The organism is Hymenobacter taeanensis, from assembly GCF_013137895.1.
Lineage (GTDB): Bacteria > Bacteroidota > Bacteroidia > Cytophagales > Hymenobacteraceae > Hymenobacter > Hymenobacter taeanensis.
Map to the genome: position 1 here is coordinate 1,508,887 of NZ_CP053538.1, position 25,255 is coordinate 1,534,141.

At 55.6% G+C, this 25,255-nt stretch carries 9 protein-coding genes; 4 read left to right on the forward strand and 5 right to left on the reverse strand.

Translation table 11 applies throughout. From position 1 onward, the window contains the following. The first annotated feature begins 64 nt into the window (after positions 1-64). Positions 65-391: a DUF7009 family protein gene (locus tag HMJ29_RS06460; RefSeq protein WP_171590708.1), complete on the forward strand. Its 327-nt coding sequence runs from the start codon at positions 65-67 to the stop codon at positions 389-391. Between the two features lie 46 nt (positions 392-437). Beyond that, on the forward strand, positions 438-2,990 hold the full coding sequence (locus HMJ29_RS06465) for an FdhF/YdeP family oxidoreductase (protein WP_171590709.1): 2,553 nt from the start codon (positions 438-440) through the stop codon (positions 2,988-2,990). 112 nt (positions 2,991-3,102) lie between these two features. Here the strand turns inward: HMJ29_RS06465 and HMJ29_RS06470 are convergent, their stop codons facing one another. The 5 genes from HMJ29_RS06470 to HMJ29_RS06490 all read right to left on the reverse strand — a co-directional run bounded on the left by HMJ29_RS06470 (position 3,103) and on the right by HMJ29_RS06490 (position 11,880). Then, on the reverse strand, positions 3,103-3,525 hold the full coding sequence (locus HMJ29_RS06470) for a BLUF domain-containing protein (RefSeq protein WP_171590710.1): 423 nt from the start codon (positions 3,523-3,525) through the stop codon (positions 3,103-3,105). Positions 3,526-3,731: 206 nt separating this feature from the next. Then, complete coding sequence (locus HMJ29_RS06475) at positions 3,732-3,983, reverse strand: hypothetical protein (RefSeq protein WP_171590711.1); 252 nt, start codon at positions 3,981-3,983, stop codon at positions 3,732-3,734. A 173-nt stretch (positions 3,984-4,156) separates the two neighbouring features. Beyond that, positions 4,157-5,182: a BamA/TamA family outer membrane protein gene (locus HMJ29_RS06480; protein ID WP_171590712.1), complete on the reverse strand. Its 1,026-nt coding sequence runs from the start codon at positions 5,180-5,182 to the stop codon at positions 4,157-4,159. After that, on the reverse strand, positions 5,179-6,609 hold the full coding sequence (locus tag HMJ29_RS06485) for a BamA/TamA family outer membrane protein (RefSeq protein ID WP_171590713.1): 1,431 nt from the start codon (positions 6,607-6,609) through the stop codon (positions 5,179-5,181). The genes HMJ29_RS06480 and HMJ29_RS06485 overlap by 4 nt, the downstream gene beginning before the upstream one ends. 63 nt (positions 6,610-6,672) lie before the next feature. Then, complete coding sequence (locus tag HMJ29_RS06490) at positions 6,673-11,880, reverse strand: translocation/assembly module TamB domain-containing protein (protein WP_171590714.1); 5,208 nt, start codon at positions 11,878-11,880, stop codon at positions 6,673-6,675. A 386-nt stretch (positions 11,881-12,266) separates the two neighbouring features. Between HMJ29_RS06490 and HMJ29_RS06495 the strand changes: the two genes are divergently transcribed. Together HMJ29_RS06495 and HMJ29_RS06500 are read left to right on the forward strand one after the other, a co-directional pair. Next, on the forward strand, positions 12,267-14,999 hold the full coding sequence (locus HMJ29_RS06495; RefSeq protein ID WP_171590715.1) for a 4-alpha-glucanotransferase: 2,733 nt from the start codon (positions 12,267-12,269) through the stop codon (positions 14,997-14,999). A 1,092-nt stretch (positions 15,000-16,091) separates the two neighbouring features. Further along, on the forward strand, positions 16,092-23,666 hold the full coding sequence (locus HMJ29_RS06500; RefSeq protein WP_171590716.1) for a right-handed parallel beta-helix repeat-containing protein: 7,575 nt from the start codon (positions 16,092-16,094) through the stop codon (positions 23,664-23,666). Positions 23,667-25,255: the final 1,589 nt, after the last annotated feature.

Here is a 25,255-nt window from a genome sequence, read left to right on the forward strand (position 1 = left end):
CCCTTCATCACCCCGTCACTCTATCACCCCGTCACTTCACTCCCCCATTACCCCATCACCGTCTATGAAACTTCGCCTCGAAGACAACACCCTTCGCCTCCGCCTCGACCCGCCCGAAGTTGATGCGTTTCAGCAGAACGGTAAACTGGAAACCATTGTACCGCTGGGGTTAGCCGCCGCCGACCAGCTTACGTATACGCTGGAACGTGACCCGGCAACGCCGGCCCTTACGGTGCGCCATGAGGCCAACCGAATCAGGGTGGTGGTACCAGCCCTTGTAGCCGACGGCTGGACGTCTACTGAGGAGGTGAGCTTGCGCGGCACAACTCAGGTTTCTGGTAATCAGGTATTGCATATATTAGTAGAGAAGGACTTAGGCTGTAAGCACTAAGCCCGGTCTGCCTCCACTTTCTTACCCCACCCTTCGTTCTTGCAACATGGAAGATTCTCCTATCAACGACCCTGGCAAAGCTGGTAAAACCGAGCAGCAAGGCGCTGAATCCAACGTCCCGAAAAGCGGCCAGCGGCCCGACCAGGGCACGGCTCCTACCAACGACCACTACCGCCCCGACCCGCAGGCAGACCGCGACGAAAGTAGCATTCCGGCTCCCGACGTAGCCAACGCCAAGTACATTCATCCCATTCTGGCCCAGCCCCCAGAGGCCCTGACTGGCCTCCAGCTGGAGGAGCGGGCAAAAGTTGCGGCAGGCGTTACGGCGGTTATCAAGTCGATGGAGTTCAGCTGGACGGAGGGTGGCCTAAACCGTGGTACCCGCGGCCTGCTCAATATGAACCAGAAGGATGGGTTTGACTGCTCCAGCTGCGCCTGGCCCGATCCCGACGACCACCGCTCCGTAGCGGAGTTTTGCGAGAACGGCGCGAAAGCCACTGCTTCTGATGCCGATGACAAAGCTGCCGGCCCCGAGTTTTTTGCCAAGAACAGCTTGGCGGAGCTCTCTAAAATGACTGACCGCGACCAGAACAACGCCGGCCGCCTCACGCACCCTTTGGTGAAGCGCCCCGGCGATAATCACTACTCTCCCATTGAGTGGTCGGAGGCATTCCAGATCATTGGCCGGGAGTTGAATGCGCTGGACTCGCCCAACGAGGCCGTGTTCTACACCTCGGGCAAGGTGCCCAATGAGCCGGCTTTCCTGTTTCAGCTGTTTGCTAAGCAGTTCGGCACCAACAACCTGCCCGACTGCTCCAACATGTGCCACGAGAGCAGCGGCGCGGCCCTGAGCCCCACACTGGGCCTGGGCAAAGGCTCCGTAACGCTGAATGATATTTATGAGGCCGAGGTAATCCTGATTATTGGTCAAAACCCCGGCACCAACCACCCCCGCATGCTCACGGCTCTGCAGAAGGCCAAGCGCAATGGGGCTAAAATCATCAGTGTAAACCCGCTGCTGGAGGCTGGACTCAATCACTTCAAAAACCCCCAGGATTTCATGAACCCCCTGAGAGCCCTGGGCGCCCTGCTCGGCGACGGCACTCAGATTACCGACCTGTTCCTGCAGGTGCGCGTAGACGGCGACATGGCCCTGCTGCGCGGTATCATGAAACACCTGTTTGAGGCCGAGGACGTGAACCCTGGCCAGGTAGTTGACCGCGCGTTTATTGCTGAGTATACCACCGGCTTTGAGTCGTTTGAGCAAAACATCCGCAATACCCGCTGGGAAGATATTGAGGAGCTAAGCGGCATTACCCGCGCGCAGCTGCTGGAAGCCGCTAACATGCTGGCCACCAAAAAGAAGATTATCACCTGCTGGGCCATGGGCGTAACCCAGCAGCGCCAGGGCGTACAAACTATTCAGGAGATTGTAAACCTGCATCTCATGAAAGGTGCCATTGGTAAGCCCGGTGCGGGCACCTGCCCGGTGCGGGGCCACTCCAACGTGCAAGGCGACCGGACCATGGGCGTGTGGGAGCAGCCTACCAAGGAGTTTCAGGACTCCCTGGGTAAGGAGTTCAACTTCCAGCCTCCTTACGAACACGGCTACGACACTGTAGAAGCCATTAAGGCCATGTACAAGGGCAAGACCAAGGTATTCTTCAGCCTGGGCGGTAACCTACTGGCTGCCGGCCCCGATACCGAAGTTATTGCCGAGGGTATGCGCAAGCAGAAGCTCACCGTATTTGTGGGCACCAAGCTCAACCGCGGCCACCTGGTTACGGGCAAAACCAGCCTGCTACTGCCCTGCTTCACCCACGCCGACGTGGATATGCAGCGCTCCGGCCACCAGATGACCTCCTGCGAGAATTCAATGGGCGTGGTAAGCCAGAACAAAGGCGTACTGGTACCCCTGGAGGGCCAGATGATGAGCGAAGTAGCCATCATCAGTGGTGTAGCTATTGCTACTCTGGGCGAGCGAACCAACATTGCCGACTGGGTAGCCATGACGGAAAACTACGATGTCATCCGCGACCATATCTCGCGCGTGATTCCGGGTTTTGAGAACTTCAACGAGAAGCTGCGCCGCCCCGGCGGGTTCTACCTGCCCAATGGCCCCCGTGAGCGAAAGTTTACCACCAAGAACGGCAAGGCTAACTTCACCACCACGGAGCTGGAGAAGTACACCCTGGAACCCGACCAACTGATCCTGATGACGGTGCGCAGCCACGATCAGTTCAACACCACCATCTACGACTACAATGACCGCTACCGCGGCGTGCATAATGAGCGACGCGTGCTCTTTATGAACCGTGAGGACATGGCTGACCGGGGTATTAAGGCGAAAGACCTCATTGACATCACCAGTCACTTTAAAGGCGAGAAGCGTACGGTAGAGAAGTTCGTGGCAGTGCCCTACGATATTCCGCGCGGCAACGTGTCGGCGTACTTCCCCGAGGCCAACCCCCTGGTTCCCATTGCCAGCGTAGCCAAGGTAAGCAATACGCCCACTTCCAAATACGTGATTGTAACGGTGGAGCCCACCCGTAAAACCGTAGGTGCCCCCCTAAATATCCGGTTGGCCGTAGAGGCATAGTGCACAAAAACTGAGGTAGACTTCAGCTTACTTCCCAGTATCAAAAAGGCCCCGCCACTAGCAGTGGCGGGGCCTTTTTGATACTGGGAAGTGGCCTAGGCCAGTCAGCTTGCTAGGTATGGCTGCGCATCATGTGGCCTTGCATGATGCGCAGCAGGAGCGCATCGGCATTGCTGAGCCCCTGCGTGGGTAGCTGCATCTGCTCGGGCAACAAAAAGCCTGAAACATTGCTGAGGTCCTCGGACTGAACAGGCCAGAAGGCCATGCTCCAATCGGGGAAGCTACGGGTCTCCACCTCTTTCTCGGCTAGCTTGGCCGTATCGGCGTGGCGCTCATCCTGCTCAATGTGCCTGTAGAGCTTGTATACGACATCTGCGGGGCCTTCTATTAGTTGCATAAAGCGTCCCTCGTGGTAGAGCAGCAGGCCGGTAATACCATATTTGACGTTGTTCAGCCTGGCCTGCTCCAGCAATGCCTGTAACTCCTCATCCGTCATCAGACGGGTGGCCGTACTAATGTAAATGAGTTGATACATATGGTATCTACTTCTACTTTTTACTTAGCTGTCCAGTTCAACTTCAAAACGCAACCTGCTCACAGAAAGCTCGCCTAAGCGCCATTTCCGGTAAGTACAAAGGGCTCTATACCCACTGAAGGCCGCGCAACGGAGGGGTGCGCGGCCTTCAGTGGGTATGAGGCTCAAGTAATGGTAACCACTAGCTTTTTCGGGGCCTGACAGGCCTAGAGCTTGTCCTGCTCGGGCTTCTGCACGCTGTCGTCTTTGTGCATGTCGCCGTTGATATAGTCTTCGTCGCCTTTGGCGGCGCTGTGCAGGTGGTAGGTGTCGTCGCCCATCGTCACGCCGGCCTCGGGGTCAGTTTGCTGCTGGCTGGGGCGCGGGTTGCCTACGGGCGTGTTGCCGTCTTGGCGCTGGTTGCTGACAGTCTGCTGACTATCTTCTTGTGGAGCGGGTTTCTGTGGTTGCTCTGCCATAATGCGGGAGGGTAGGCTGCCAGGGAGGCAGCGATGCGGAATAGAGTGAAAACAACGCCAATAAGGCCATTGCGTAGCCCAGCTATTCTGGCCTAGGCCAGTTTAAACCAAGTAGTAGGCTATACGCACTGCGGCAGTAGTGGTTATGACCCGCCCAGCACCCGCTTGGTAGCTTAGAAGGGGTAGCCAATGGCAATGTTCAGGCGGCCCTTATTGTCCTGCACGTTATACGAGGAGTTTATGCTTGGCCGAATGACTTCCGCATTGTTGTAAGGTACGCGCAGGGGGTAAGCATAATCAAAGCGAATCACGAAGAATTGCACGTCAATCCGGATACCAGCTCCGGCACCTACGGCCAGCTCCTTTAGGAAGGAGTTGAACGCAAACTGTCCGTCTTTACCGTCGGGGTTGCCATCGGCATCAACGGTCTGGCGGCTGGGGTCGGGGTTTACCAGCCAGATGTTGCCCGCATCAATAAACAGTGCACCCTTCACGTACGGAAACAGGTCTTGGCGGTACTCAGCGTTGGCCTCAAAGCGCAGGTCGCCCACTTGATCGTAGAAGTAGCTGTTCTCGCGCGAGACGGGCGTACGGTACGTACCAGGCCCAATGCCCCGAGCCGGGAAGGCCCGCACACTGTTGGGGCCGCCAATACCATACTGCTTCAGGTAGGGTAATACCGTGGAGTTCTTGTAGGGCAAGCCCGCCCCAATGAGCACCCGGGTAGCAATTTTGTTGCCGCTGGTAGGGTCAGCACTGATACGGAAGTAGTTCCGAAATTCCAGGTCTACCTTGGTGTACTGCGCAAACTGCTGGCCAATGAGGGTGTAGGCCTGGCGGCCATCGGCTGTTTCGGCTTTGGGCTGGCTGGTAAGCGAGCTGAACAGGTAAGCCAGGTTGCCGGCCAACTCTATGCCCCCGCTGAAATATACCTGGTTGCGCCGCTGCGCCAGCGCCTGTTGGTTGTAAGTATAGCGGTAGGAGCTGGCCAGAATGAACTGCTGCCGGAAGGAGTTAGCTAGGAAAGGCCGTTCTACCAGCAACGAGTCAAAGGAGGGAAAGGTATTGCCTAAGCGCAGGTACTGAATGTCAATGGGGCGCAGCGTTTGCTCGTTGGTGAGCTGGGTTTTCCAGGTGTAGCCGTAGTTCAGGTTAAAAAGGTCTTGCTGGAAAGCCTGGCGGCGCTCTACGCGCTTCACGCCCGCTCCAATAAAGGTGCGGGCTGAAAGTCGGAGTTGGGCAGACTCACATCCAGGAAAGGCAAGGGCGGCGTAATCAGGCGCGGAATCTGCAACTGAGCATCCACTCCCAGCTCGTAGCTGGTAAGGCCAATGGTGTTAGAGTTGCTGCGGGTTTGGTTCTCAAATGAGCCGGTAGCATTCACCACCAGCTGCTCTGCTCCCCGCAAGGCCGAGCGGTTACGAAACTGCACCCGGAAGCCAGGGCCCACAAATCCGTTTTCCTTGCTCACCAGCATCACCTCTGCCCGAATGCTCTTCTTGGGCTCCTGGGTCATGCGCACATACGAGTTCAGGAAGCCATAGCCCGCCGAGTCGGCCTTGGCCCGCGCGGGCCGAAAGCCGATATCGACGTACCGGAATACCCCTAGGCTCATCAGACGGCTAAGGGTCTGGTCCTGGCGGCGGCGGCGGTACACGCTGTCGGGGTACAGGAAGGTAGCATTGGTAATAGACTTGGCCGAGAATACGTCCTCACTGGGAAAGTACAGATAACCCTTGTACCGAACGGGCCGGTCAGTCAGCGTTGTATCTGACAATGAGTAGTCGGTGTTAAGGCGTATGCGGTTGAGCACGTAGGGCTTGGCGGCCCGCGCTGGGGTTTTCTCCTTCACCTTCAGGTATACATTCACCTGATTATCCAGGGTGCTGTCCACCTGAAACAGAATGTAGTCGGGGGCAAAGTAGTAGTAGCCTTGGTTTTTGAGAGCCGCATCAATCCGCACCCGCTCATTGGTGAAGGTTTGCAGGTTGTAGGGGTCTCCTACTTTCAGCAGCGTGGCAGGCTGGGTGGCCCGCACGGCACTGGGCAGCAGAGAGTCACCCTCGGGGAAATGAATTTCCTTGATGGTGTAAGGCTTGCCAACGGTGGCCGTGTAGTTGACGTGGGCCGCCTGGCCCGTGGTTTCAATCTGACTCTGGACGGTGGGTTTGAAATAACCGTTATTGTAGAGGCGGTTAATCATCAGGCCCTTCACCTGTTGGGTGTCTACCTGGCTGAGCAGCACGGGCTTCTCGCCGTACTTGTTGGCCAGCCACTTGCCCAGGCCTTTAGTTTTGCCCTCACCCAAATGCCAGAAATAGATCTTGGGCCGAATGCCCAGGAAAGACGCATTGGGCTTGGGCGTAATCACGCTTTCCAGCTCAGTGGTAAGAGCCGCTTCCTGCGGAATAGGGTTTTCTGATGTCAGCTTAACCGCGCTACCCGTGTATAGCTTGCTGCCTTCAGGAATGTATTTGGTGCCTGAGCAGGAGGCTAGCAGTGAAGCAGAGAGCAGAGCGGTGTATACCCTGCTTCTCCACGCTCTTCCCTCGTGCGGAGGGAAAACCGAATGATTTGCCGCAATAGGCTTTGCGGCGGACAGGAGAGAGAGCAACCGTTGGTACATGAACAGCTATTTCGGGAAACAATAACAGGTGCGTAGGCCACCTAACTAATGGCCTACAGATACTTAGCGTTTAGCCGCCCGCACCGTATCGGGGCGGTTGGGGCGGTGGGTAGAGTCGGGGCGGGTAGCGGGGAACTGGGCAGCAGCCGTAGAGTCGCGCTGCGAGCGGCGGTCTTGACGGCGGCGCTGCCGCTGCAGCTTAATGTCTTCTTTCACGTTTTCGTCAATGCCCTTAAAAAGGTCGGCCAGGGTCTGATAGTCGCGCTGGAACACAATGGAGGCGCCGTTTCGCACAAACTGCCCATCTATATCACTGTAGGAGTTGTTGCGGAATACGCGCAGACGAATCCGGCCATTGGCCAGCACGTTGTACTCAATGCTCACATCGCCGGCAAAGGCGCTTACGCCGCTGGCGCTTTGCCCCTGCGTACCCTGGTTGCCCCCGCCCAGTGGCACATCAGTACCTAAGCGTACGGTGAGGCGGTTGTTGAGCAGCTGCCGCCGCACGGCCACGTTCAGATCGGTGCGGGTTTTCTCCTGGCCGCTGCTAAAGTCGGCGTAGGAGTTTACGCCCAGCTCTACGCCCAAATTAGAGAGGTAGCTGCCGGTGAGGTTATTGAGCTGCTGGGTAAGCACCTGGCTGGCGGAGCCACGTAACTGTTCAGCCACCAGATTGCCGCTGCTGCTCCGGAAGGGGTCATCGGCGAGGAAGCGGCCCAGCACCAGCAGGGAAAACACCTGCTTGTTCAGGTCACTTTCCTGCGAAGGCTGCCGTAACTGTGCTAGGCGGTTCTCAATGGGGCCACGCAAATCAGTACGGGCATCTTCCGGCAGCCGGATATCAAACCCGATAACGGGCTTCAGCAGGTCGCCGGTTACTTTCAAATCCACCACGAATGGCACCGGGTTGCGGGCCAGTGCGCTCTGAGTTTCATCAGCAACGCCCTGCGCCGAGATAAGCTCAGCGGGGGCAGTCCGCACGTTGTAGAGCGCCGTTACGTTGGCTTGCCCATTGTAAGGGTCGCCACTCCAGGCAATGGAGCTGCCGGGAGCAATGTCAAACTCCCGCGAGGCCAGGTCATACAGCGACATCTGGTACTTGCCATCGGCCACATCAAGGCGGCCCGTGAGGGTAATATTCCCGGTCCGGTCAATGGCGGTGTTCAGGGTGCCATTGGAGCGCACCTGCAGGTTGTCGCCGGAAATGTCATCCACCACAATGGTGAACAAGGCCTTATCGGTTACCGTTACCAGCGCCTGAATATCAAAGCCAGCTACCGTTTCGGCGGTATCCAGGGGCACCTGGCGCGCCAGCATGGTATCCAGCGGGGCGCTCTTATCAATGAACTCCACAATTCCATCGCGCTCCACTTTCACGGGGTCGTCGGTGGGCAGGCCTACGAACAGGCTGGAGCCATCGGCTACGCGGGCCCGGGTACGCACAATAGGCAGGTTGAGGTTGCCGGTAATGCGCGAGTCAGAGTCGACGAGCAGCTTACCCCAAAACAATGGGTTGTCGCGCTGGGAGCTTTGCACGGCCAGGAAGTTGTTGGTGGTGGCTTCCAGATCGAAGCGGAAGTCGCTTACATAGTCGCGGGTGCGCACGTAGCCGTTGATCAGGGCTTCACTCCCCAGCGAGTCGCGCACGGCAAAGTTGTCAAAGCGAATTCCCTCGTTGCTGAAGGCAATGGGCTGCGAAACCAGGAAGAACGGCGCCCCCAACTGCGTAAGCGTAAACGTGGCATCGGGGGTGGTAGTGAGCGTACCGTTAATGTCGGGCTGGCTTACGCTTCCCCCCACGGTAAGCTGGCCGGTTAGGCCGCCGCCCATATTTTGCAGCTGCCCCGCCGAGAAAGGCTCAATGATCTTAAGATCAAGCCGGTTCACGTTTACGGCGAACTGAATGGGGCTGGGCGGCGTGGCCAGGTAATACCCTACGGCCTGCACATCCATACCCTGCGCATTGGTCAGGCGCACATCTACATTGTAACGGTCAGGGGTGGGGTTGGTGGCCTGCAGGTTTACATTGCCAATAGCCGTTTTGCTGTAGGCAAAGCCATTGAGCGCCATGTTGGCAGTGAAAGCCTGCTTGGGCTGGCCCAAACTATAGGCCACCGCCTGCCCATTCAACGTACCCGCTACCATTGAGTCAGGCATGCCGGCAGCCTTTGCCAGGCCATTGATATCGAGGTTGGTGAGGTTTACCTGCAACGGGAATTGGGCCCCGGCCAGCGTCTGGAGGGCAATCAGCTGGTTGCCCTGGCTCAGGCGTACATTCTCGGCCCGCACGGCCCCGGTGGCTGTGTTATAGCTCACGCTGTTGTTGGGCGCCACTGCCCACTGCTGGTTGCTGATCACCAGTTTGGGGTCGAAGCTAAATGCGTAAGCATTGCCCTGGTTGAGCACCTGCAGCGCGCCGGCCAGGTCCAGGGTGGTCGTGCTGTCGTTCTCGGCAATGCGCAGGTGGGTTCCTACCGTATTATTTGCCACGCTGCCCTTCAGGCTAGGGTTAGGCAGGCGCAGGCTGGTGTCTTGTGAAATCTGGCGCAAGGTTAGTCCGTAATCCAGCTTCTGCGGGTCAGAGCCCACGTTCAGGCGCAGAGAGTCCATGGTGTAGCCCATGTACACAATGCGCGGAATGCGGGTGTTCAGGCGCAGGTCGGCGGCGCGGCTATCAAAGCTACCCGTGAGCTGGAAGGGCGAGAGGAACTTCAGATCAGGAACAAACTGCCGGACAATCTTGGTGTTCTTCAGGTTGGCCTCGAAGGTGAACTGCTGGTCAGTGTTACTAGGACGATACTGTACGCCGGGCAAGTCAAAATACCGGTCAATGTGCTGCTGCAAGGCCGTGGCAATATCGCCGAGGCGGGTATTGCCGCGCAGGGTTACATCGGCCACGTTTGAGGCAAAGTCAACCTCCGTACGGCCCGTGCGCTGCAGAATGCGGCCACTCAAAGAATCGAGGGCAATGGGCTGGTTGTCGCTGACAATCACCACGCGGCTGCCGCTGAACGTGCCGTTCAGGCTATTCAGGTCAGAGCCGCTCAGGTTGGCCGTCAGGTCGCCCTGCACGCGCAGGTCGCCGCCGGTATAGAAGCCCAGGGCCGTGAGGTTGGCCCCGCGCAGGTTCAGGCGGTCTACGCTGTAGGTAGGGTTGGCGGAGTTGCGCAAATCCACCGTGGCCAGCAGATCCAGGTCGAGGTTGGGGTCTTCCTTGCTGCTGGCATCAATCACGTAGCGGTTGCGGTCGATGTCTACATTAGCCACAATGCCCCGGTAGGTGTAGCCCTGGTAGGTGGCTTTTTGTACCCGCGCAGTGAGCTTACCCCGCATCTGGTTAGGGTCGAGGCCACGGGCGTTGAGGGTACCAGAAGCCGTAATAGCCCCAATGGTGGGGTCGTTGAGGATTTTACCAACGTTGAAATTCTGCGTGCTGAAGGTGGCCCGCACGGGCTCCTGGCCGGCGGGGCCCGCGCCCATATCTACTTTGGCGGCTACGTTGCCAAAGGAGGTGGTAGCCCGCAAGTCAGTATCGAAGACCATTGCCGTGGGCCGGCCCTTAAACGTACCGGCCACCGTAATGCGGGGCGGCAGCGTATAGCCAGCCGGAATGGTGCCTGCGGGCACCAGGCTGCGAATGTCGTCGTCGGTGGTGGTAAACTGCTGAATATTCAGGTCGGTGTAGAGGCGGCGGTCTACCTCGGGCAGACCCTGAATGCGGCCACTGGCCCGCACAATGGTATTGCGGAAGCCTACCAGCTCCAGGTTTTGCACCCGGAAGTCTTTCACGCGCCCATTCACGCGCCCGCTCACCAGTATTGATTGGTTAGGGCCTGTGTTAAAGGGGGCGGTGCTGGCCAAATCGGGGGCCAGGTACAGAATATCCCGGAAGCCCAGGCGCGTATTGCGCAAGTCGCCCTCAATCCCCAGGTTCGGGATATCGTCGGCAATAGCATCCAGTGACTTATACTGCATAGCCAAGGTGCGCCGGATGCGCGTGTGCGGCGTCACCAGGTCCAGGTTGTCGAGGCGGGTTTCTACTGAGTCAAACACCACATCGGCCTGGGCACTGGTTACGGCAAAGCCGCTCTGCTCTTTACCGGCCAGCTGATTGATGCGCACGGTAGTGCGGTTCTCCGAGTAGAACAGGTTCTGGGTATTGAGCGCTAGGCCAGTAAACCTGAGGTGGTTGTAGTCCATGCCGCGTACGGCGGTGCGCTGCCGGGGCTGGTTGAAGTTATCAAATGCTACCTCTACCCCTTCAATATCCGACTGCTTGAGCGTAACTACCCAGCTGGCTTCCTGGCCGGTAGCATTTTCTACTGACTTGTTTAGGTCGCGCACGGCCTCGGCGGGGTTTACTACGCGCTGCTCTACCGGTACGTTCTCGTTTTGGGCGTAAGCAAAGGTGGTGTTGCGCAGCCGCAGCGTATTCAAGTCTACCCGGCTGTTCACCAGGTCAATCCGGTCGGCGGTGATATCGGCCTCGCCCACGCGGGTACTGATGAACTGCGCCGATGGTTCATTCTTGTACGTCAGGCTCACGTTATTGAGGCGGGCCCGGTTCAACCCAAACTCCAGTTCCAGCGCGGCCGTGTCGGCGGGGGTATCTGGCGGCACTTTGGTCTGCACAATCCCGATGCTGGTGTTGCGCAACGCGGCCTGATCTATGCGGTAGGTGGACCCATCCACGTCTACTTCGTCCATATTCACGGCCAGCTCTCCCACCTTGGTGCGCACGTTCATGCCGTCTACCTCATCATTATAGGTAAGCAGCACGTTAGTCAGGCGTAGGTCGCCGATGTCGTACTTAAAGCCCGCGCCAGTGGTGTCGGCGGGCGTGGTAGTGGTGGTATCGCCGGTAGCGAAGGCATTCACAATGAAATCGTAGTTGCTGATGCTATCGGGCTCAGTGCGCTTAATTGCCACCCGGCCATCGTTAAGCTCCAGGCTCTTCACATTAATCTGCGACTTGGTCAGCGCCCAGATATCCAGGTCAACGCCCAAGTGGCCTACAGATAGCAGCGTGTCGCCTTTCTGGTCTTCCAGGTATACTCCATCCAGGCTGATGGCATGCTTGAAATCAGTACGAAATTTGGCGATTTGCACCTCGGTTTTCAACTTCCCACGTAGGTACTTCTCAGCCTGCCGGGCCGCGAAATCTTGGCCCGCTGGGAATTGCAGGAATAGCACCACCCCGCCCACAAGCAGGATGATGAGCAGGAGCAGCCCCAACAGGGCATACAGGATACGGCTGATAGCTAGTGGCAAGGTGTAGAATAGTGCGGCGTAAGAAAAGACTCCGGCTTGATCCAACGCAGAATCGTGCTCTTAGGTTGGGAAAGGCCTTTTCCAGAAGCCTGTTGTGGCTAGCCTTGGGTACCCAATCAGCTCTAAAGAACAAGCTGGCCGCCCGGTTGAAATGGCCCTTGCTGGGCCCCACCCGCACTGTGCAATTCCATGCGTTTGGGGCGGGTGAGCGGCTGGTCACTTTTGCGCTGCTTACAACCCATTTTCCGGAGCATTTATATCCCGACTGATACCCTATTACCCAATACTTGAGCTATGTGCTCATGTTTGCCAATTTGCCTGTAGGCCACTTCGCCCGCCCAACCTATCGTAGTATCTTTCGCTACAATTTCCGAAGCCCGCCCCTCATGATTCTTCGTTTTACTCTGCCCTTCCGCACCGTCTGGGGCCAGCGTCTGGTTGTGTGTGGCTCCCTGCCCAGCCTGGGCCAGTGGAACCTCGACCAAGCACTTAGCCTGCACTATAACTCTGACTACGGACTTTGGAGTCAGGAAATTAGCTTACCCGATGACCAGCTCGGCCAGATGGCCTACAAGTACGTATTGCTGGATGAGCGCGATGGTGGCAAGCACTGGGAATGGGGCCCCAACCGCACGGTGAGCTACGATGCGCAACGCTTCACCCGCATTGTGCTGGAGGACTTCTGGCGCCCTGCCGCTCAGCCTGAAAATGAGCTGCACACTGCCGCCTTTACCAAGGCCCTGATGCGCCGCGCGGCGCCCACTCAGCCTGCTCCTACCCACCCGGCTACGGGCTCCGTGGTGCGCTTCCAGCTATCGGCCCCGCGCGTAGATTCCAATCACCAGATTTGCGTGTTGGGCTCTGACCCCGCCTTAGGGGCCTGGGATGCCCAGCAGGCCGTAGTGCTTTCTGATACTGAGTACCCTACCTGGTGCGCCGATGTAACCCTGCAGAACCCTGAGCAGACGGCCCAATACAAATACGGCATCTGGGACCCGCAGGAGAGGAAGATTCTGCACCTGGAAGCCGGCGAAGACCGCCTCGTTTACCCTTCTCCCGACCAGCGCACCTTGCGCGTAAAGGCCGACGACAACTTTCGCTACTCTACTGGTAACTGGCGGGGCGCTGGCGTAGCCCTGCCGGTGTTTGCCCTGCGCAGCCGCCGCGGCTTGGGCGTGGGCGAGTTTCCTGATCTTAAGCTGCTCGTTGATTGGGCCGTGGCCTCGGGCCTGAAGCTGGTGCAGGTACTCCCCATCAACGACACCGTAGCTACCCACACCTGGGTTGACAGCTACCCTTACGCCGCCATTTCGGTGTTTGCCCTGCACCCTCAGTACCTTAACCTCGATGCCATTGCCGAGCTGCAAGACCGCGCCGCGCGAGAGGAGCTGGAGCAATTGCGGGAGGAGCTAAACGCTAAGGATTTCGTGGATTACGAGCCCGTGATGAACGCCAAGTGGAAGTTCATAAGGCTGCTGTACCAGCAGGAGAAGGCCCGGTTTCTGGCCGACCCCGAGTTTCAAGCTTTCCGGGCCGAGCAGGAATCCTGGCTGGCACCCTATGCGGCCTTCTCAGCCCTGCGCGACCGGTTCCAGACCGCCGACTTCAGCCAGTGGCCCGAGGAGTTCCAGACGCCGGAGCGCGTGGCCGAGCTGACGGATGAGACTTCCCCCAATTTTGATGAGACTGGCCTACACTTCTTCACCCAGTTCCACCTCGATAAGCAGCTACGCGAAGCGGTAGACTATGCCCGCCAGCATGGCGTGGTAGTGAAAGGCGACCTGCCCATTGGCATCTACCGGCACTCCGTAGATGCCTGGACCCAGCCGGAGCTCTACCACATGCACCAGCAGGCCGGCGCCCCCCCCGACGACTTCTCGCTCACGGGCCAGAACTGGCGCTTTCCAACCTATAACTGGGAGCGAATGGCCGAAGATGGCTACGCCTGGTGGAAGCAGCGCATGGGCACCCTGGCCCGCTACTTTGATGCCCTGCGCATCGACCACATCCTGGGCTTCTTCCGCATCTGGGAAATCCCGGGGCATTCCGTGGAGGGCCTGCTAGGCCACTTCTCCCCCGCCCTGCCCTTCTCGCAGCACGAGATTGAGCAGCGCCTGGGCTGGTTTGACTATGGCCGCCTGTGCGTGCCCTACATCCGGTGGCATATGCTACCCGGCATTTTCCACGGCCAGGCCCAACAGGTATTTGATGAGTTTATGGTAGCCGATGAGTACGGCGCCATTCAACTCAAAGAGCACGTGCGCACTCAGCGCCAGATTGAGCAGGTTTTCGAGGAACGCATTGCCGCCGACCCCAGCAACACCGACCATTACAAGTGGCTACGCACTGGCCTATACAAACTGGTAAACGAAGTGTTACTGGTGCCCGACGACCAGCGCGCCGACTTCTACCACCCGCGCATTACGCTTCACCTCACGCAGTCGTTCCGCGAGTTGGATGAGCCCTCCAGCCACCGCCTGCGGGAGCTGTACGTTGACTTCTTCTACCGCCGCCATGAGGAGTTTTGGCGCGAGCAGGGCATGGTGAAACTACCACCCGTACGCTACGCCACCGACATGCTCATCTGCGGCGAAGACCTGGGCATGGTACCCGAGTCGGTGCCGGGGGTAATGAAGGCCCTGGGTATTCTGGGCCTGAACATCCAGCGCATGCCCTCTGACCCCAACGTGGAATTCGGCCACCCGGGCTCCGCGCCCTACCTTTCCGTGGTTAGCCCCGGCTCACATGATATGAGCACAGTGCGCGGCTGGTGGGAAGAAGACCGCGAGAAAACGCAGCGCTTCTTTGAGCACACCCTAGGCCACTATGGCCAGCAGGCGCCTCCGCACTGCGAGCCGTGGGTGGCTCGCGAAATCACGGCGCAACACCTCAACTCGCCCGCCATGTGGGCCATCTTCCCGCTGCAGGATCTGCTGGCTATGGACAGTGGCCTACGCCGCTCAGATGCTCAGGCTGAGCAGATCAATGTGCCAGCCAACCCCACCCATTTCTGGAAATACCGGTTACATCTGAATTTAGAGGAATTGAATGCGGCTCAGAGCTTTACTCAGGAAGTAAATCAGCTGGTTGAGCACAGTGGCCGCGCTCAAACGTACTAACCTTTATACCTACCTGAAACGCAAAAAGCCCCGCCTAACGGTGGGGCTTTTTGCGTTTTTATCATATGACTAAATCCAGTCATATAGGCTTTTTCGTAGGGCTTTGCGCACTTATAAAATGATGAATTTCATTGGTTTTAAGCTCCTCCGTTTGCCAAGTAAAACTGAACCGTTTAGCGAGGTGTACCAGCCATTCACCGAAAACGCTTACCTCACCTTTTACTGGTAGAATAGTTTTGAAGAGCCATAAAGTGCTATTGCCTTCGAAATACATAACTCACATACATTCTCCGGCTCATGAAAACACTCTTACGAGTCTTGCTTCTCCTCTTAACCTGGACTAGTCTGGGTAGATCGGCTGGGTGGGCAGCACCTATCGTACCGTACGTAACAAGCACAGTACGGACCAGCACCACTGGTAGTGATGGCTACCGTATCACTGCTTTGGCAGCCGCACCAGATAATGGCACCACAATCACAGGATACACGCTTAACAACGTACCCACTGCCGCCCAAGGTGGCCGATTGGCCTATTTCTCGGACGCAGGCGGTACCACAGGTACTCTAACGGCTGTTACCCTCAATAATACTACTCTCACTACTGGCCAAGCTGCGAATCTGTATTTCGTGCCAGCGGCTAACTTCACTGGAGCGGTGCTTAATGGGAGTACTAATTTTAATGCTCGTTCCTTCACGTTTACGGCTAACCAGTCAAATGGCCAGAGTACAACGGCTGATTACACTGTGTTTGTAGCTTCTTATAACACAACGAGCAATACCTTTAATATTCGGGGGGCAGACCAATCAGCGGTAAATATTCCAAGCAAAAATGGCTTGATTACATTACCCAGTTTGAGTGCTACTACGGCAAATAACACTGTTCTGACTGGATACCGGATTTTGACTTTGCCAGCCGCTGCCGGAGGCACTTTGTTGCTTAATGGTTCTGCGGTAACTATTGGGCAGAACTTGACCACCACACAAGCTGGGCAGCTCTCTTTTCAGCCCGCAGCAGGATACCAAGGTGCCCCTTTTTTTACCTATTCAGGTTATGATAGCAACAACCAGTCAGGTAACCCAGGCTTCTATCTATTGCCTGTATCCAATGTACCTGCTGTAGCCATCAATCCACTTGATTTCAGCCGCCAGCCAAATGGCGAGGACTGGAAAGCTCACGCAAACCTCTTAGTACGCGGTACCAATATTAGCACAAGCGGGTTTACCTCGTCGGTAACTGGCACCAATACCAACACGTTTGCAATAGCAACAAACCAAGCGCTGCTTGTTCCTTCACTGGTATGGCAGCAGAACCCGCAGGGTGTACAGCCAGCCGACAGCAAGTCGCAGGTAACATTCACGTTTGACCGTCCAGTCAATAACCTATCAATGGCTGTATTGGATATTGACCGTGACTTAACGCTTGCTGGTAGCTTCATTGATGAGGTGACCTTTGACGGTTACACCACAGATGCAGCCACTACCCCAATCGCCCTGACGGCTACCAATTTTACGCTAGCCAACGCTGGCGTTAATCAGTTTATCGGCAATAATACTGTGCAGGGTATTGGCACCAGCAACTCCGATGTTAATGCCACTACGGTATTGACGTTCTCTTCGCCTGTTAAAAAACTGACGTTAACCTTCCGAAACGCGGCTCCTTATGTGGATGCTAACACCGCTCGAACCCATACAATTGGCCTAACCTCATTCATCTGGAGCGCGCAGGCCGATGTTACAACAACACTCAGGGCACAGGCTTCGCCCGTAGTCGCGGGAGCTCAAGGTCAGTTCAACGCTACCTTCACAAACAACGGTGTAGATGGGGCGGCCCAAGGAGTAGTGGCACAGATACAATTACCTTCTGGCCTAGCCAATGTAGTGGCTACAAACGGAGGCAGCTACAATAGCAATACAGGTCTGGTTACGTATCCAAACACCACTTCTCTGGACATAGGAGCTTCTCTAACTTCAACTATTACGTTTACGACTCCGACTTCTGGAACAGTAACCGCTACCTCTGCTATCAGCACAACGTCTGATGAGGGCACCAATACCGCTCCCAACTCAGCTTCCGCTAGTATCAACGCAACCCCGATTGTACTGAGCGGCACAATCTTCGATGATGTTAACTATGGTGGTGGTGTTGGACGCAACTATACAGAAGCAAATGCGGCTGCAGTAGGCTTTACTTCTGGCGCTATCCGGCAAGCAGGTGCGGCTGTTGAGCTATATGATGCTAACGGCAATTTTGTTGCTACTACTACTACTAACGCATCAGGCTTATACAGCTTTAATGTTCCCTCCGCTGCTACCTATACGGTGCGCGTAGTAAACTCTACCGTTAACTCTGTTCGAACCCTCAATACCGGCTTTACTACTGCCAATATTCAGGCAGTGCAAACCTTCGTGAACGGCGTTACCAACCGGGTAGGGGGCGAGGCCCCCGAAAAGCAGGATGCAGCTGCTAACACCGGCTCTCAAACCTTAGCTAGTCTTACTACAGGCACCGGAAGCACGGGCTTAACGCCTCAATCCATCACTAGTGTAACCGTACCGGCTGCTGGCACCACAGGTGTTGATTTTGGTTTCAATTTTGATCTTGTAACTTCCACGCGAGACGCGGGTCAGGGCTCGTTACGCCAGTTTATTATCAACGCCAATGCCTTGGCTAATACCAACCTGGCGCAGAGTGGTCTAACTGCTGGTCGTGAAACCAGCATTTTTATGATCCCCTCAACCACAGCTACCCCGGGTTTGCGGGCTGGGTTGGCTACGGGCCTTACCAATGGCGTTGCTGTTATCAGCCCGGCCACGGTACTGCCTACCATCTCTGATGCTAATACTGCTATTGATGGCACCCGCCAGACTGCTATTGTTGGCAACACCAATAATATAGCTCTGGGTAATGGGGGCACCGTGGGTGTAAATGCGACGGCGCTAAGTCAGCTAAACGGCCCAGAGGTACAACTTGTGGGCCCTGGAGCTACTAGTGCATTTAACGGCTTAACGTTAGCTGCCAACAACACGACTATAACAGGCCTGGCTATTTATGGCTTTGGCAACTCGGCCAGCAACACTACCTCGGGCAACATTTACGTGACTACTGGTGCTACTAGTGGTACCCTGATTACGGGCAACGTGATTGGCACCACCGCGCGTAGCTTCTCTGACCCTGGCGCTACTACACGGTCAGCAGCCCACGGCATTTTCCTGCAGAGCAGCGGCGATGTTACCACCCTTTTCAGCGGCACTATCTCGAATAACCTGATTGGCTACAACGCTACCGGAGGAATTGAACTCATTGTTAATAGCAACGGCAACGGTACTTCTACAGGTTATTTCGTAGAAGGCAACGAAATCAGAGGCAATGCTATTAGTAATTCCTCTTCCGATGGTATTCGTTTGGGAGTGAATGGCGGCGTAGTGCGCAATAACCTGTTTGCCGCCAACCAAGGCCCAGGCGTAGATTTGGCAGGTAGCACCGGTAATGCTCTTGTCACCAACAACACCATTAGCAATAATGGCTTGAATGGCGGGGGTCAGACTCCTGGCGTGCGCTTGCAGGGTACGGCTAACACTATCAGCCAGAACATCATCAGCAACAACTACGGCGCCGGAATTCTGGCTCAGCCGTCTACTACGAATAGCACTTTCAGTCAAAACTCTATTTTCGGCAACGGCTCCGTACTAACCTCCGCCGGCGGAGCAGCTAGTGGCCAAATCGGCATTGACCTAGAGAGTAGCACAGATAATACTAACCAGGGCACTTCGCCTTTCGTTACGCTGAATGACAATGGTGATGCCGACACGGGCGCCAATGGCCTAACTAATATGCCAATTGTTCAGACTGCTACTATCCGGAACGGCATGCTTTACCTGACGGGTTTTGCCCGCCCAGGTGCGCTGTTGGAGTTCTTCATTTCCGCTCCCAATGCAGCTTCTCTGAATGCCGTCGGCGCTAACTTCGGTCAGGGACAAACCTACTTGTTCTCCCGCACCGAGGGCACGACAGGCAACCCCAGTGCTACTCTAAACGACTTGGATGCTACTACGGGTAACTATACCGGGCTGATTAATGGATTTAACCAAGGTACAGAAACCGGCCAAAATCGCTTTTCTTATGCTATTGCGCTTTCAGCCCTCACTTCTGGGCAGCAAGCGGCTCTCACGGCTGGCACCGCAAAGCTTACTGCTACTGCAACCCAGGTGACACTGGTAAACGGCAACCAAGGCACCTCCGAATTCTCAGGTAATGCACCCGTTCAACTAGCTCCGGTTGCCAACAACGATTTCGCTTCTACTACTCCCGGAACCGCCGTTACGCTCTCAATTACCGATAATGACCAGAATGGCATTGATGGTGGCACAGTAGCGGTTAACGGCCAAGCAGCCGGTGGCACTACTGCTGTTACAGTAACGGGCGGCACGTTCACTTTCCTTGGCAACGGGCAGGTAAGTTTTGTACCAGCTGCGGGCTTTACAGGGGTCGCTACTGTTCCGTACACGGTGAATAACACCTCAGGCATTACTTCCAACACGGCTTTCATCTCAGTTGCCGTATCGGGCACTACCTTTAACCTGGCTACCAGCTTCTCCACGGTGCCTGCAGCCACAGTAAACGCTGGTTCTTCTGTTAGCTACACAGTAGTATCTAGCAATCCTGGCACTGTAGCTGCTACTAACGTAATAGAAACAGTACAGCTGCCAGCTGGTCTGAGCACGGGCTTCACTGTAGGCGGTTCCGCGGGTACACCTAATGCTTCTACAGGTATTACCACCTTTGCAGGCGGCAGCTACAACCAGAACACGGGCTTACTGACGCTTACTATCGGCAACCTAGCCGCTAACGGCGGTTCGGCTTCTACTGCCTTAACGTTCCCAGCCCCGCTCAATAGCCCCTTAGTGGTTACCGCTAATATCAGCGGTGCTGGTGGTGTCGAAACAACCACTACCGACAACACGATAGTATCTAAAATCGATATCACGCCTCGCTTCGACGTGACGACGGCCATCGGTGGTCCCACGACCGTAACCGCTGGCAACGAGGTAACCTACACCGTGGTTACCAATAACCTCAGTGGTACCACCACGCCGGCTAACGTCAACTCCATTTCTCCGGCCGTCAATGTAGAACAGACGGTTACTCTGCAGGGTAACCTTACGGGTGCGGGCATTTACGCTTCCAATGGTGGCATGGTGGCCTACAACTCTACGCTGAACGTTACGGTTGTTACTTTCCCCGCCATTGGGGTATTGGCTGCCGGGCAGTCGCAGGTAAACACCATCACCTTCACAGCTCCCAACACTAGTTTCTCTGCTCCGACGGCTGTAGTTACTTCAGGCTTCACCGGTTCCAATACCGGTGACCTGAACTCTCCTACCGCTGGCACAGACAATAATACTGCTCAGCTGAACGGGGCTGCTACTCGTCCTACCATCACACCCGCCACGCGGACGGGTACGGCAGCCAACGTCTACACGAACATTTCGGCTTCGGCAGCTAATGTGGCTCCGGGTGCTAACATCACCCTCACCATTATGGCAGGCAACGCAGGCGCTGCCGCGGCTAGTGGCGTGCAGCAAACCATATCTCTTCCCACAGGACTGACCTTCAGCAACCTGGGGGGCGGTTCTTATAATGCTGTCACGGGGGTTCTGACCTTCCCGGCCCTGACGTCGCCGCTGGCGGCCGGTGCTACGCAACCGTACACGGTAACCTTCGCGGCACCTCAGCAAGGCTTTGTGCTGGCTACGGCAGCCGTAACAACCACAACTCCAGACGCAATACCTGCCGATAACCTGGCTCAAACTAAAGTTGAGGTAACACCGCTGGTAGATGTGGCCACTACACTGGCTGGCCCTGTAGTGGCACTGCCAGGACAAACAGTAAGCTACACGGTTACTACAGCAAGCAACGGCCCTGCGGCGGCTGATGGCGTGGTGCAAACGGTGCAGCTGCCAACGGGCCTGACGAACGTGCAGCTGAATTCGCTGAGTGCAGGTTCGCAGTACAACGCAACCACTGGCACTCTTACTATCCGCTTCCCTGACCCGCTGGCCACTGGCTTTAGCCAGACCAACACCATCTCGTTTACAGCTCCTGCGGGGGCGGCTAACCTGAACGTTTCTGCGGCTGTAAGTACCAGCTCTGCTGAAACCGTTGTGACCAACAATGCTGCTACCGTAGTAACAGCTCTAACCCCTGCGGCCGATGTAGCTATCCAGGTTACGGGTCCGCCCACTGTTACGGTAGGCAACCCTGTGCCCTATGTGGTATCTACCACCAACAACGGCGCAGCAGTAGCTACTAGCGTAATTCCTACTTTGCAGCTACCTGCGGGCCTGGGAACGGCTAACGTAACCTTCCCAGCCGGAGCCGCTACTGGATCATACAACAACGCTACTGGCCTAGTAACCTTCTCAACAGTAGCAGTACTGGCCAGCGGAGCTACTACCTCCAGCGTGATAGTCGTAACTATGCCGGATGCCTCACAACTTTCGGCCGTAGGCCAGGTTACGACCACCAGCACCGATACGAACCCGACTAACAATTACGCTACAGCCGCCACTACGGCCACCACAGTCACTACGGCCACGGCTGACTTACGTACCACGCTAACTCCGGCTACCACCACGGTAAATGCAGGAAGCAGCGTTACGCTCACCGCTACATTCAGTAACTTAGGTGCCGGCACGGCAACCAACGTGGTTCCGCAGCTGCTGTTGCAGCCAGGCCTGACGGGCGTTACCGTTACAGACAACGGCACGGTTCGCAATGCTGATTACAACGCCACCACGGGGGTAGTAACCTTCCAGTCGACGGCAGCGGCGCTGGCCTCCCTGGCAAGCGGGTCTTCGTTGCCCGGTACGTACACGGTATCGTTTAACGCTCCGGCCACTGGCCCAGTGTCGGCAGTGGCCAGCATTTACTCGGCTACCTCCGATGGAGTACTTTCCAACAATACGGCCTCAGCTACGGTAAACGTAACGCCTCAGGCAGATGCGCAAACCAGCATTGCAGGTCCGCTCACGGCCCAGCCAGGCTCACGGGTAACGTATGAGATTACCACCTCCAACAACAGCACTGCGGTGTCGCCTTCCACAAATGTTGTGCAGACCGTAACTATACCTGGTACGCCTGCTAATCTAACGTTCTCGGCAGGTGCTTCTTCGGCGGTTGTAGGAGCCAACACGGTTGTTACTTTCCCCACGGTTGCCTCTATGGCTCCCGGCGTGGCCGGTGCAGTAACCAACTTCATCTCGTTCACGACCCCAGCTACGGCTACCACGCTAAACATTACAGCTAATGTAACCTCAGCCGCCGATATTAACATCTCGGCTGCTTCAAACTCAGCCAGCATTTCGACCATTGCGAACAATGCCCCAGTGGCCTACAACGTAGTGAACAACTTGCTGCCAGCGGGTGAGGTACGCTTTAATCAGGTGATTGAGAACACGGCTACCACGGCCCAGCCTATCTCGCCGCTGGTAGCTACGGATGTAAATGCTGGCCAGACGCTGAGCTATACTCTTGCTTCGGTACCCACTTCCGGTGGCCTATATATAGGCACCAGCACGACGGCCCTGATTTCTGGCGCTACAATCTCGGCCTCAGAGGCTGGTCAGCTGCGCTATCTGCCAGTTAGCGGGTTCATAGGCAACGCCTTCTTTACGTACACAGCTACAGACAACGCCACCCCCACATCGGCCACTTCGAATGTTGCGCTCTACACTATTGCGGTGGGACAGGATGCTAACTCTTCGTACACAACAACCCCTGTGAAAGGCGGCGCGAGCCCCTACCTGACAGGTGATGTATTGGCTAATGTGTTTGATGCAAATAGCGGCACGTACAACTCAGCTACGCCTCAGGCAGTAGTGAAAGATGGTGTTAGCTCGGCTACTCTCGTAACTACTGGCCTACCCGCTGGTGTATCAGGCAGCTTCCCTCCCGGCGTTGATTTTAACACAACTAATCCTAATCAGATCGGGCAGATTGTAGTAACCAACAACCGACTCTTGGTGGCTGGTACTTACACGGTTCAGATCAGAACGATTGATGCCAACGGTGGTACAAACACCCAGAACGTCACCTTCACCATTGGGGTACGTCCGCTGCCCGTGCAGTTGGCGAGCTTCACGGCCAAAGCCGCCGGCCCGAATGCAGAGCTGACGTGGCGCACGGCCCAGGAGCTGCGCAACGACCACTTTGTGGTGGAGCGTAGCTTCGACGGCCGCAGCTTCTCGGCCCTAGGCCAGGTACAGGGGCAGGGCACGACCACGCTGGCCACCGATTACCAGTTCCTGGATGCACAGGTAGCGGCCAAAGCCGCTGGCCAAACGGTGTACTATCGTCTGCGCCAGGTTGACACGGACGGCACCAGCAGCTTCAGCGCCGTGCAAGCTGTGGCCTTCACTAAAACGGAAGTCGCTATCAGCCTGTACCCGAACCCCGCTTCAACCAGCACCACGCTCAACCTAACAAGTCTGCCCCAAGGCGCTTATCAGGTAAGCATTATTGACGCAGTAGGCCGGGTAGTTCGCCAGGCACGCTATGAGGGCGGTACTACCCCAACGCTGTCGGTGCAGGAACTGCCCGTGGGTAGCTACCAGGTATTGATTAGCGGTGCAAGCTTTAACAAGTCGTTGCGATTTATCAAAGAATAGGTGAGAAAATCCATCTTATAAAAAAAAGCCCTTAACTGAGTTAAGGGCTTTTTTTTATAAGTTAAGTTTAATGAATTACCATATGCAAAGAACGGTACACGAGATGATTTCATAAGCTCAGCACTATAAACATTATTCAATAATTAATAAATATAATCAAATTGATATCTATTATTTAACGCCTATTTTTGCAAATCTCTAAAATCGAGAAGCAATTCTCGGTTTTGGGAAATATTATAGTATCTAATATATAGCTACTTATACGTTCACCATGAATGCAGTTTCTAACATTGGTAATTAAAACTCTCAAAATTGAATCAATACTGTTTTCAGCAAAAACATGTATTAGAAAAATTTTCATACAACATAGTATTTCATGAACAAAAATTTACACGCTATAGCGTTGTTGCTATGGAGCTTTATTGGGTTAAGTACCGCTCATGCACAAACCGTCCCTACATTGGAGTTTTTCTCGGGAGCAGGTAACCCTACTGGTAACGGACCAACAATTGCTAACCAAGTCATTACGTTTCAGAGCAATACCAATAATCCTACGGATAACACGCCTGCAACGTATACTCCGACGACCACAGCCACGCTTTCGTTAAGCAACCAGCAGTATACATTGCCTACAACAAAAATAGCAACGGGTACTGGTGTAGCTTTTGGCGGCAATATCAGTACAACGACGGCCGCTCCTTCTACTGTATTATTTGATGTTCTTAGTGCATACGGGAGCTCTAACAATACACATTACACTTCGGCTAATGGGGTAAATCAAGGAATAGAGGTAACTGTCAATCGTGGAGTTGAATTATTCGTTTCTGTTGAGCCTTTACCCCAAACTGTACCACCCAATGCACGCTATCAATTTGCGGACCTAACCATCACATTTAATAGGCCAATTGCTAATCCAGTGGTTCATGTAACCGGCTTAGGTGGCAACTATGGAGGCGGCATTGGCTTTACTACCGAGTTAGAGCTACTTACACCAGGGGTCATATTATCGAAATTAAGTGGTTCACCTGAACTCAATGTTACGGCGGATAAAATTCTTAATAATGCTATTGTTCCTGGAGCTACAACTGGCTCCGGGGCTGCTAGTGGTTCGGTACTAGCATCTACCATTTCCAATGCCGGAGTAACTACCTTACAATTCCGAATGTATTTGCGGCCAGACGCTGCCGGAGGAGAGATTCACACTAACAATGTGCGCCACACTGGCGATGCATTACTAATTTCGTTTTCTTCTACTGCAGTCACCCCAATCACAGGCTACGTATTTGAAGATGTTAACTACGGTGGCGGTGCTGGCCGGCCGCTCACGACTAGTGGCACTTCAGTTCGGCCAGGTGCCCGCGTAGAACTCTATAACTCGTCCGGAACTTTTGTATCCGCAGTAAACACTGACGCCAGCGGTCAATATAATTTTAATCCTGTCGCAGGTAATTACAGTGTACGGGTGGTCAATAACACTGTGACCAGCAGCCGGCCGGGCTCCGTTAATACACTCATTCCAGTACAGACTTATAACGGTCGAACGGACTATGTAGGAGGAGAAACCCCTACGAAAGTTGATGCTAGCGCTG

Coding starts and splice junctions, on each gene's coding strand:
- HMJ29_RS06460 (WP_171590708.1), top strand. CDS start 65: ATGAAACTTCGCCTCGAAGACAACACCCTTCGCCTCCGCCTCGACCCG.
- HMJ29_RS06465 (WP_171590709.1), top strand. CDS start 438: ATGGAAGATTCTCCTATCAACGACCCTGGCAAAGCTGGTAAAACCGAG.
- HMJ29_RS06470 (WP_171590710.1), bottom strand. CDS start 3,525: ATGTATCAACTCATTTACATTAGTACGGCCACCCGTCTGATGACGGAT.
- HMJ29_RS06475 (WP_171590711.1), bottom strand. CDS start 3,983: ATGGCAGAGCAACCACAGAAACCCGCTCCACAAGAAGATAGTCAGCAG.
- HMJ29_RS06485 (WP_171590713.1), bottom strand. CDS start 6,609: ATGTACCAACGGTTGCTCTCTCTCCTGTCCGCCGCAAAGCCTATTGCG.
- HMJ29_RS06495 (WP_171590715.1), top strand. CDS start 12,267: ATGATTCTTCGTTTTACTCTGCCCTTCCGCACCGTCTGGGGCCAGCGT.